This window comes from Microbacterium sp., from assembly GCF_035277845.1.
Classification (GTDB): domain Bacteria; phylum Actinomycetota; class Actinomycetes; order Actinomycetales; family Microbacteriaceae; genus Microbacterium.
On record NZ_DATEJS010000147.1, the window covers coordinates 1 to 9204 of the forward strand.

The 9204-nt window shown below is 70.7% G+C and carries 8 protein-coding genes and 1 pseudogene; 5 read left to right on the top strand and 4 right to left on the bottom strand.

Going from position 1 to position 9204, the window contains the following annotated elements; genetic code table 11:
- The 3 genes and pseudogenes from VJR25_RS06360 to VJR25_RS06370 form a co-directional block, all read left to right on the top strand.
- Nucleotides 1-705 (top strand): annotated as a pseudogene (locus VJR25_RS06360) (F0F1 ATP synthase subunit beta); the annotation flags it as partial.
- 1 nt (nt 706) lies between these two features.
- Nucleotides 707-970 carry a F0F1 ATP synthase subunit epsilon gene (locus VJR25_RS06365; protein WP_324113709.1) on the top strand — a complete coding sequence of 88 codons (264 nt, stop codon included), beginning with the start codon at nt 707-709 and terminating at the stop codon, nt 968-970.
- A 109-nt stretch (nt 971-1079) separates the two neighbouring features.
- Nucleotides 1080-1838: a YaaA family protein gene (locus tag VJR25_RS06370; RefSeq protein ID WP_324113712.1), complete on the top strand. Its 759-nt coding sequence runs from the start codon at nt 1080-1082 to the stop codon at nt 1836-1838.
- Between the two features lie 166 nt (nt 1839-2004).
- Here the strand turns inward: VJR25_RS06370 and VJR25_RS06375 are convergent, their stop codons facing one another.
- From VJR25_RS06375 to VJR25_RS06390, 4 genes are all read right to left on the bottom strand, one after another.
- A complete protein-coding gene (locus tag VJR25_RS06375; protein ID WP_324113713.1) occupies nt 2005-3555 on the bottom strand; it encodes an APC family permease in 1551 nt (516 codons plus the stop codon).
- Between the two features lie 218 nt (nt 3556-3773).
- A complete protein-coding gene (locus VJR25_RS06380) occupies nt 3774-5255 on the bottom strand; it encodes an NAD-dependent succinate-semialdehyde dehydrogenase (protein WP_324113716.1) in 1482 nt (493 codons plus the stop codon).
- The gene (locus VJR25_RS06385; protein ID WP_324113718.1) at nt 5216-5917 is read right to left on the bottom strand and encodes a hypothetical protein; all 702 of its coding nucleotides are present in this window, start codon (nt 5915-5917) and stop codon (nt 5216-5218) included. Before VJR25_RS06385 ends, VJR25_RS06380 begins: the two co-directional genes overlap by 40 nt.
- Nucleotides 5898-6671, bottom strand: coding sequence for a FadR/GntR family transcriptional regulator (locus VJR25_RS06390; RefSeq protein ID WP_324113721.1), 774 nt, complete (start codon nt 6669-6671; stop codon nt 5898-5900). The genes VJR25_RS06385 and VJR25_RS06390 overlap by 20 nt, the downstream gene beginning before the upstream one ends.
- Before the next feature lie 125 nt (nt 6672-6796).
- Here VJR25_RS06390 and VJR25_RS06395 point away from each other — a divergent pair, with 125 nt between their 5' ends.
- Both VJR25_RS06395 and VJR25_RS06400 read left to right on the top strand, forming a co-directional pair.
- Entirely contained in the window at nt 6797-7927 is a 1131-nt protein-coding gene (locus VJR25_RS06395) for a CoA transferase (protein WP_324113723.1), read from the top strand.
- Between the two features lie 32 nt (nt 7928-7959).
- On the top strand, nt 7960-9168 hold the full coding sequence (locus VJR25_RS06400; protein ID WP_324113725.1) for an acyl-CoA dehydrogenase family protein: 1209 nt from the start codon (nt 7960-7962) through the stop codon (nt 9166-9168).
- Nucleotides 9169-9204 lie beyond the last annotated feature (36 nt).

The following is a 9204-nucleotide window of genomic DNA, read 5'->3' on the forward strand; positions in this document are numbered from 1 at the left end:
GACGTGCAGAAGCAGGACGTGCTGCTGTTCATCGACAACATCTTCCGCTTCACGCAGGCGGGCTCCGAGGTGTCGACGCTGCTCGGCCGCATGCCCTCCGCGGTGGGCTACCAGCCGAACCTCGCCGACGAGATGGGTGTGCTCCAGGAGCGCATCACCTCGACGCGCGGTCACTCGATCACCTCGCTGCAGGCGATCTACGTGCCGGCCGACGACTACACCGACCCGGCCCCGGCGACCACGTTCGCCCACCTCGACGCCACCACCGAGCTCTCGCGTGAGATCGCGTCGAAGGGTCTGTACCCGGCCATCGACCCGCTGACGTCGACGAGCCGCATCCTCGACCCGCGCTACATCGGCGCCGACCACTACCGCGTGGCCACCGCCGTGAAGCAGATCCTGCAGAAGAACAAGGAGCTGCAGGAGATCATCGCGATCCTCGGTGTCGACGAGCTCTCCGAAGAGGACAAGATCACGGTGTCGCGTGCGCGCCGCATCCAGCAGTTCCTCTCGCAGAACACCTACATGGCGAAGAAGTTCACCGGTGTCGAGGGGTCGACGGTTCCGATCAAGGAGACCATCGAGTCGTTCGACGCGATCGTGAAGGGTGACTTCGACCACGTCGCCGAGCAGGCGTTCTTCAACGTCGGCGGCATCTCCGACGTCGAGGAGAAGTGGGCTCAGATCCAGAAGGAGAACGCCTGACATGGCTTCGCTGTCCGTGAGCCTGGTCTCGGCCGAGCAGGAGGTCTGGTCGGGTGAGGCATCCCTCGTCGTGGCCAAGACCGTGATCGGCGAGATCGGCTTCATGGCCGGTCACGAGCCGGTGCTCGCGATCCTCGCCGCCGGCGAGGTGCGCATCACCCGCGAAGACGGCACCAAGGTGGTCGCCAACGCACAGGACGGCTTCCTGTCGATGGCGGACAACGAGGTGACGATCGTCGCCGGCACCGCCGCGCTGATCGCCTGACGCCCCCAACGGGCCCTGAGCCCGTCGAAGGGCGCAGACGCCGGGCACCGTCCGACCTTCGGGTCGGGTCGTGCCCGGCGTCTTCGCATGTGCATGTGAGGAGTGAAGGATGCTGGTGCTTCTGCCGCCGTCCGAGACGAAGCATCCCGGCGGTCGCGGACGACCGCTCGATCTCGGCCGGCTGGCCCTGCCCGGGCTGAGTCCGGAGCGCGATCGGGTGATCGACGCGCTGGTGACGCTCGCCGCCGACGAGGACGCGTCGGCGCGCGTGCTCAAGCTCAGCGACCGGCAGCGCGGCGACATCGCGCACAACGCCGCCCTGCGCACGGCCCCGACGATGCCGGCGGTCGACCGGTACACGGGCGTGTTGTTCGACGCGCTGGATGCCGCGAGCCTGGATGCCGCGGCCCGCCGCTGGCTGGGCGCGCACGTGCTGATCCATTCCGCCCCGTTCGGGCCGGTGGGCGCCCTCGATCCGATTCCGGCCTACCGGCTGGGTGCGGGCACCTCGCTGCCGGGCATCCCGGCGCTGAAGCGCCTGTGGTCGGGGGCGGTGACAGCCGCCCTCGGGTCGGGCGCCGCCCGCTTCGTGCTGGACCTGCGCTCCGAGGCGTACGCCGCGCTCGGGCCGGTGCCGGCGGGTGCGCACAGCGTGTTCCTGCGCGTGGTGACGGCGGGGGAGGACGGCACGACGCGCGCCCTCAACCACTTCAACAAGCACGCCAAGGGCGCCCTCGTGCGCCGGCTCGCCACCGAGCGTCCGCGCATCGGCGGCATCCCTGCGCTGCGCGCCTGGGCCGCGGCATCCGGCCTCGACCTGCGCGACAGCGCCACGCAGAAGCCGGGCGAGCTCGACCTCGTGGTCTGACCTGCCCGGCTTCGTCCGGCTTCGCTTCGTTCTGCTTCGCTTCGTTCTGCTTCGCTTCGTCGGGCCCCCTCGCCGTTGACTTGCCCTGGATGTACGCGACACGCCGTGCGCGGTGTACATCCAGGGCAAGTCAACGGGTGCGGGATGCCAGAACCTGTGCCGGATGCTACGGCGCGGCGTCGACCGGCTCGACCGGCTCGGCTGCGGCGGCGCGGCGGGCGGTGTGCGTGCGGATGGCGGCGGCCACGGCGATCGCATCGCCGGCCGGAGCATCCGACAGCCGGTCCGGCCGGGCGAGGAACAGATACAGCGACCCGACGACGAGCACTGTGCCGAGGCCGATCAGCACGATCCAGTCGGTGAACACGTTCCCCGTCGAGCCGGGCTGCACGAGCAGGTACATCGCGAACACGCCGTAGGCGAGCGCCAGCACGTTCACGACGACGCCGGCTTTGCCGAGCGAGAACGGCCCTGCGGGCTTCCATCCCTTGACGCGCTGCCGCAGCGCGGCCAGCACGACCATCTGGAACGCGACGTAGATGCCGAGCACGGCGAACGCGGTGATCGAGTTCAGGATGGCCTCGTTGATGAAGACGAGCAGCGACAGCAGCACCGGCACCGTGCACACCACGATCAGCGCGTTCGCGGGAACCTTGGTGCGCGGGGTGACGCGAGACAGCCAGCTGTGTCCGGGCACCATCCCGTCGCGGGCGAACGAGTACAGCAGGCGGCTCGCTGCGGCCTGCAGGCTCAGCACACAGGAGAGGAACGCGGTCACCGCCACGACGAGGAAGATCTTCGCTCCGACCGGGCCGAGGGCCGAGTCCAGGATGTGCGGGATGGGGTCGACGTCCTTGCCCGCCACGATCGCGGGGAGGTCGGGTGCGGCGAGCACGTAGCCGCCGAACGAGAAGAGCGCCGAGACGCCGCCGACGAAGATCGTCATCATCATGGCGCGCGGGATCCGCACCGCGGGACGGGCGACCTCCTCGGCGACGTCGCCGCATGCCTCGAAGCCGTAGAACAGGAACAGTCCCGCGAGAGCCGCGCCCAGGAACGCCGTGACGTAGCTCCCGTCGCCCTGCACGTTCATGGTGTCGAAGAAGACGCTGAACGGGTGCTTGCGCTGGAAGAGCAGCAGGTAGAGGCCGACGCCGATGACGCCGACGAGCTCCGCCGCCAGGCCGATCTGCGCGACCCGGGCCATGGTCTTGGTGCCGGTGAAGTTCAGGATGAGCGCGACCAGCAGCAGGGCGAGCGTCAGCAGCAGCGTCGTCAGCGGAGTGGACGGGATCGAGAACAGGCTGCCGAGGAATCCGGAGCCGTACTGCGCGACCGCGGTGATCGTGACGATCATCGCCCAGATGTAGACCCATGCCGCCATCCAGGCGTACCGGCGGCCCCACAGGCGCCGGGTCCACGGGTAGATGCCGCCGTGGATCGGGTACTGCGAGACCACCTCGCCGAACACGAGCGAGACCAGAAGCTGCCCGCCGCCGACGATGAAGATCCAGAAGATGGACGGCGGGCCTCCGACCGCGAGGGCTGTGGCGAACAGGGAGTACACACCCACGAGCGGGGAGAGGTACGTGAACCCGAGGGCGAAGTTCGCCCAGAGGCTCATCGAGCGGTTGAAGTTCTCCTGGTAGCCGAGGACTTCCAGGTGCGCACTGTCGTCGAGGTGCGTCGGCGCGGATGCTGCAGGTTCGGCGGACATCGGTGTGTCCCTTTCGACAGGTTGACTTGCCCTGGATGTACGCGACACGCCGGGCGGAGCGTACATCCAGGGCAAGTCAACGGGTGGTGGTGCGGGGTGGGGATGCGGGAAGAGCCGGCGCCCCGGGGTTCCGGGCGCGACCGAGCACGGGCGAGGGCGGCGGGCTCGCGGGGCGAGCGGCCGTCCTCGCCCGTGGGAGCGAAGCGGATGCCTCGGGCTCAGCCGATGCGGATCATCTTCTTGTTGACGAACTCGTCGGCGCCGAAGCGGCCGAGCTCACGGCCCGAGCCGCTGCGCTTCACGCCGCCGAACGGCAGCTCGGCGCCGTCGGCGCCGACGACGTTCACGAAGACCATGCCGGCGTCGATGGCGTCCGCCACGCGCAGCGCCTGGTCGGCATCCGTGGTGAACACGTACGAGCCGAGGCCGAAGGGCGTGTCGTTGGCGAGGGCGACCGCCTCGTCCTCGTCGTGCACGCGGAACACCTGGGCGACCGGGCCGAAGAACTCCTCGTGGAAGGCGTCCGAGCCGGGCTTCACGTCGGTGAGGATCGTCGCCGGGTACCAGGCGCCGTCGCGGGTGCCGGCGGTGTGCGCCGTGGCGCCCTGGGCGACGGCCCGGTTGACCTGGTCGGTGAGGATGTCGGCCGCCTTCAGGCTCGACAGCGGGCCGAGAGCGGCGCCGGGCTGCGACGGGTCGCCGAAGCCGATGTCGTCCACTGCGGCGCGGAACTTCTCCAGGAACGCGTCGTAGAGGTCGTCCGCGACGATGAAGCGCTTCGCCGCATTGCAGGCCTGGCCGTTGTTGTCGAAGCGCCCGACCACGGCGGCCTCCACGGCGCCGTCCAGGTCGTCCGTGGACAGCAGGATGAAGGGGTCCGACCCGCCGAGCTCGAGCACGACCTTCTTGAGGTTGCGGCCGGCGATCTCGGCGACGGCGGCGCCGGCGCGCTCGGAGCCGGTCAGCGACACACCCTGCTCGCGCGGGTCGGCGATCACCGTGGCGATCTGGTCGTGCGATGCGTAGATGTTGACGTACGCGCCCTCGGGGAAGCCGGCATCCCGGAAGATCTGCTCGATCGCGGCGGCCGACTCGGGGCACTGCTCGGCGTGCTTGAGCAGGATCGTGTTGCCGATGATGAGGTTCGGGCCGGCGAAGCGGGCGACCTGGTAGTACGGGAAGTTCCACGGCATGATGCCCAGCAGCACGCCGAGCGACGAGCGGCGGATGAACGCCGAGCCTTCGCCGGCGAGCAGCTCGATCTGCTCGTCGGCGAGCAGCTTCTCGGCGTTGTCGGCGTAGTACTCGTAGATCGCGGCGGAGAACTCGACCTCGGCGACGGCCTGCTCGACCGGCTTGCCCATCTCGCGCACGATGATCGCGGCGAGCTCGTCGACCCGCTCGTTGTGCAGCTCGCCGACGCGGCGGATGAGGGCTGCACGCTCGGCCACGGTGGACGACTTCGACCAGCCGCGGTGCGCCTCGGATGCCGCGGCGATCGCGGCCTGCAGGCCTTCGTCCGTGAGCCCCTCGTAGGTCTTGAGGGTCTCGCCGGTTGCGGGGTTGACCACCGCGTAGTTCATGGGTTGCTCCTTCGGGATCCACGCAGCGCGGCACCGCCACACTGCGAACTCTCTTAAAACATATACCAGCGAATGATTCAGGGCGAGGGGACGATCGCGAACGGGGCGGTGGCGCATTCGAAGCGCACGGCATCCTCCGGCACGATCGACGCGACCGGCATCCCGGGCGCGGTGGAGACGATGACGCGGCCGTACTCGCCGATGATCGCCATGGGCTGCTCGACGCGCAGCAGGGCCGGCAGCACCTCGCGCTCCAGACGCCGTACCGCGACGTCCGCCCCGACGACGCCGGCGACCCCGTCGCCGGGCACCCGCACGGGGGAGGTGAAGGTGAGGATGTAGTCGCACGTGCAGAGGTGATCGACGTACGGTCCGGTCACGTGCGCCTGGAAGGTCGTGGTGGGCACCCGGAACCACTCCAGCGAGCGGAAATCGCGCAGGTACTCCGTGTAGCCGCGCGTGGACAGGTCGAGTCGGGTGGGGACCGTCGTCGCGCCCAGCACGGGGTTGTCTTCGAGGGGGCCCAGCCACCACGCGAAGTGCACCCCGCGGGTGCCCACCGCGTCGGCGTCCGCGATGAAGCCGGCGCCGACCAGCAGCGAGTCCTCGTCGGCGAGCACCGGCAGCACGAGCGAGGCGACCGCGTCGTCGAGCTCGGCGGCGCGGGGCTCCGTCGCCAGGACGGTCTCGATGCTCGTGCGCCAGCTGTCCAGCTGCGCGAACACGCCCCGCATCGTGTCGTCGACGAGTGCGACGAGGTCAGGCGCTGAGGGGCTCATCGCGTCCGGTTCCCTTCTCGAGGCGGCCCTTCGCGGTCAGCACGCGCGCGATGAGCATCGCGACGAGCTCGGCGGCCGCGTCCCGGGCGTGTGCGGGGCGGCGGTCGGCGATCGCCCGGACGATGCGGCGGTTCTGCGCCAGCGCGTCGCGTCGCAGGTCGGGGGAGGTGAGGCCCAGCAGCAGCACCGGACCGAGGTCGGCCTGCAGCCGGATCTGCTCACGCACGAGGCGCGGGGACTGGCTCAGCACGGCGAGCTCCAGGAAGAACCCGCTCTGCGTGGTGCGGGCGGAGGCCGCGTCGTCGAATCCGGCGTCGGCGAGCCAGGCGGACAGCCGCGGCGCGTCGTGCGGCGCGGCGCGGTCCGCCGACCTCTCGGCGGCTGCGGCGATGATCGCCGCGAAGTACACGCCGATGTCGTCGATCTCGACCTGGCTGAGGGCGTGCAGACGCGCGGTCAGGATGCCGTGATGCTCGTCGTCCTCGTCCGTGGCGACGAAGCTGCCGCCGTCGCGGCCGCGGCGGGTGCGCAGCAGGCCGGCGTCGCGCAGGATGCCGAGACCCTCGCGCACCGTGATGACCGCGACCCCGAACCGCCGGGCGAGCTCCGGCTCGCTGGGCAGCCGCTCGCCGGGGGCGAGGACGCCCAGGGCGATGCCGTCGGCGAGGCGCTGTGCGACCTGCTGGGCGCGACCGGCCTCGGACAGCTGCGCGAAGACCGCTTCGCGCGCGCCGGGACCGACCTTGGATGACACACGAACACGATAGCCGAGGGATCCGGGGATCAGCGGGTTTCGCGACAATAAAGATTCGGAATAGGATGAATTCGACGTGAGCGGTCGACCCGCGACGTCGAGCGACCTGCGCAGGAGGAGGAACGATGGCCGAAGCCGCATTCGTCGGAGTGCTCTCGGGCATCCGCGTCGCCGACTTCTCGCGCGTGCTCGCCGGGCCGTACGCCACCATGACGCTCGCCGATTTCGGGGCGGACGTCATCAAGGTCGAGCCGCCCACCGGTGACGACACCCGGCACTGGCGGCCGCCGGTGGATGCCGACGGGCAGGCCACGTACTTCAACAGCGTCAACCGCGGCAAGCGCTCGGTCGCGGTCGACCTCGGCACCGACGAGGGCCGCGCGCAGGCGCAGGCGCTGGCCGCCTCCGCCGACGTCGTCGTCGAGAACTTCCGCCCCGGCGTGATGGCCAGGTTCGGGCTGGACTACGACAGCGTGCGGGCGCAGAACCCGGCCGTCGTGTACTGCTCGATCACCGGGTTCGGTGCGGGCGAGGGCGCGGCGCTCGCCGGCTACGACCTGCTCGTGCAGGCGGTCGGCGGCCTCATGTCGATCACCGGCGCCCCCGACGGGGAGCCGGCCAAGGCCGGCGTCGCCCTCGTCGACGTGCTGTGCGGGCTCAACGCGGTGTCCGGCATCCTGCTCGCACTGCGCGAGCGCGACCGCACCGGCGCCGGCCAGCGCGTCGAGGTGAACCTGCTGCACAGCCTGCTGTCGGCCCTCACCAACCAGGCCTCGTCGACCCTGCAGACCGGCACCGCGCCGCGACGCCTCGGCAACGCGCACCCGTCGATCGCCCCGTACGCCGTGTTCCGCGCGGCCGACCGCGACCTCGTCATCGCCGTGGGCAACGACCGGCAGTTCGCCGCCCTGTGCGCCGTGATCGGGATGCCGCAACTCGCCGGCGACGCGCGCTATGCCACGAACACCGACCGGGTGGCCCACCGCGAGGAGCTCGCCGCGGACCTCGAGCGCGGGTTGTCGACGGCTCCGGCCGCGGACTGGGCGCAGCGCCTCGCCGACGCCGGCGTGCCGGCCGGGCTCGTGAACGACGTGGCCGAGGCCATCGACTTCGCAGCATCCCTGGGCCTCGACCCGGTCGTGAGCCTCGGCGCCACCCGCACCATCTCGAGCCCCATCAAGCTGTCCGCCACGCCGGCGGTCCCGCACACCCCGCCGCCCGCATTCGACGCCGATCGCGGCGCCGTCTGGCACTGATCCCCGCCACGATCCCCGCAAAGGAGCGACCCATGACGTCCGCACTGTTCACACCGACAGCCCCCCGCATCGACGCCGTCTTCGACTTCGACGCCCTGCTGACCGAGGACGAGCGCGACTGGCAGCAGCGTGCCCGCGCCTTCGCGCAGGAGAAGATCGCCCCCGTGATCGAGGAGGACTTCGAGAACGCGTACTTCCGCAGCGAGCTGATCCCCGAGCTCGGCGCCGCGGGTTTCCTCGGCATGCACATCAAGGGCTACGGGTGCGCGGGCGCCGGAGCCGTGGCGTACGGCCTGGTGTGCCTCGAGCTGGAGGCGGCGGACAGCGGCTGGCGCACGTTCGTGTCGGTGCAGGGCTCGCTCGCGATGAGCGCGATCTCGAAGTACGGCTCGGAGGAGCAGAGGCAGCGGTGGCTGCCCGGCATGGCCGCGGGCGAACTGGTCGGATGCTTCGGCCTGACCGAGCCGCAGGGCGGCAGCGACCCGGCCGGCATGACCACGGTCGCGCGCCGTGACGGTGACGGCTGGGTGCTCTCCGGCGCCAAGCGCTGGATCGGCCTGGCGTCGCTCGCCGATGTCGCCGTCATCTGGGCGCGCGTCGACGATCCCGAGTTCGGTGAGGGCGGGCGCGCCGTGCGCGGATTCCTGGTGCCGACGAACACCTCCGGTTTCACCGCGACGCCCATCCCCGGCAAGCTCTCGATGCGCGCCTCCGTGCAGTGCGACATCGACCTCGACGACGTGCGCCTTCCCGCCGACGCGATCCTGCCCGGCGCGTCCGGCCTGTCGGGTCCGTTCGGATGCCTCAACGAGGCGCGCTACGGCATCATCTGGGGCGCCATGGGCGCGGCCCGCAGCTGCCTCGAGGCGGGCATCGAGCGCTCGCTCACCCGCACCGTGTTCGGCAAGCCGATCGGCGCCAACCAGCTCACGCAGGCCAAGCTCGCCGACATGTTCGTCGAGGTCGAGAAGGGCATCCTGCTGGCCCTCCACCTCGGGCGTCTGAAGGAGGCCGGCAAGCTCACCCCGGCCCAGATCTCGGTCGGCAAGCTCAGCAGCGTGCGCGAAGCCCTCGAGGTCGCGCACCAGACCCGGTCGATCCTGGCCGGCGACGGCATCACCAACGCCTTCCCCGTGATGCGGCACGCCAACAACCTGGAGTCGGTGCGCACGTACGAGGGCACCGACGAGATCCACCAGCTCGTCATCGGCCGCGCCCTCACCGGCCTTTCCGCATTCTGAGAGGGCAGGGATGAGCACCGCCGACACCACCGTCGA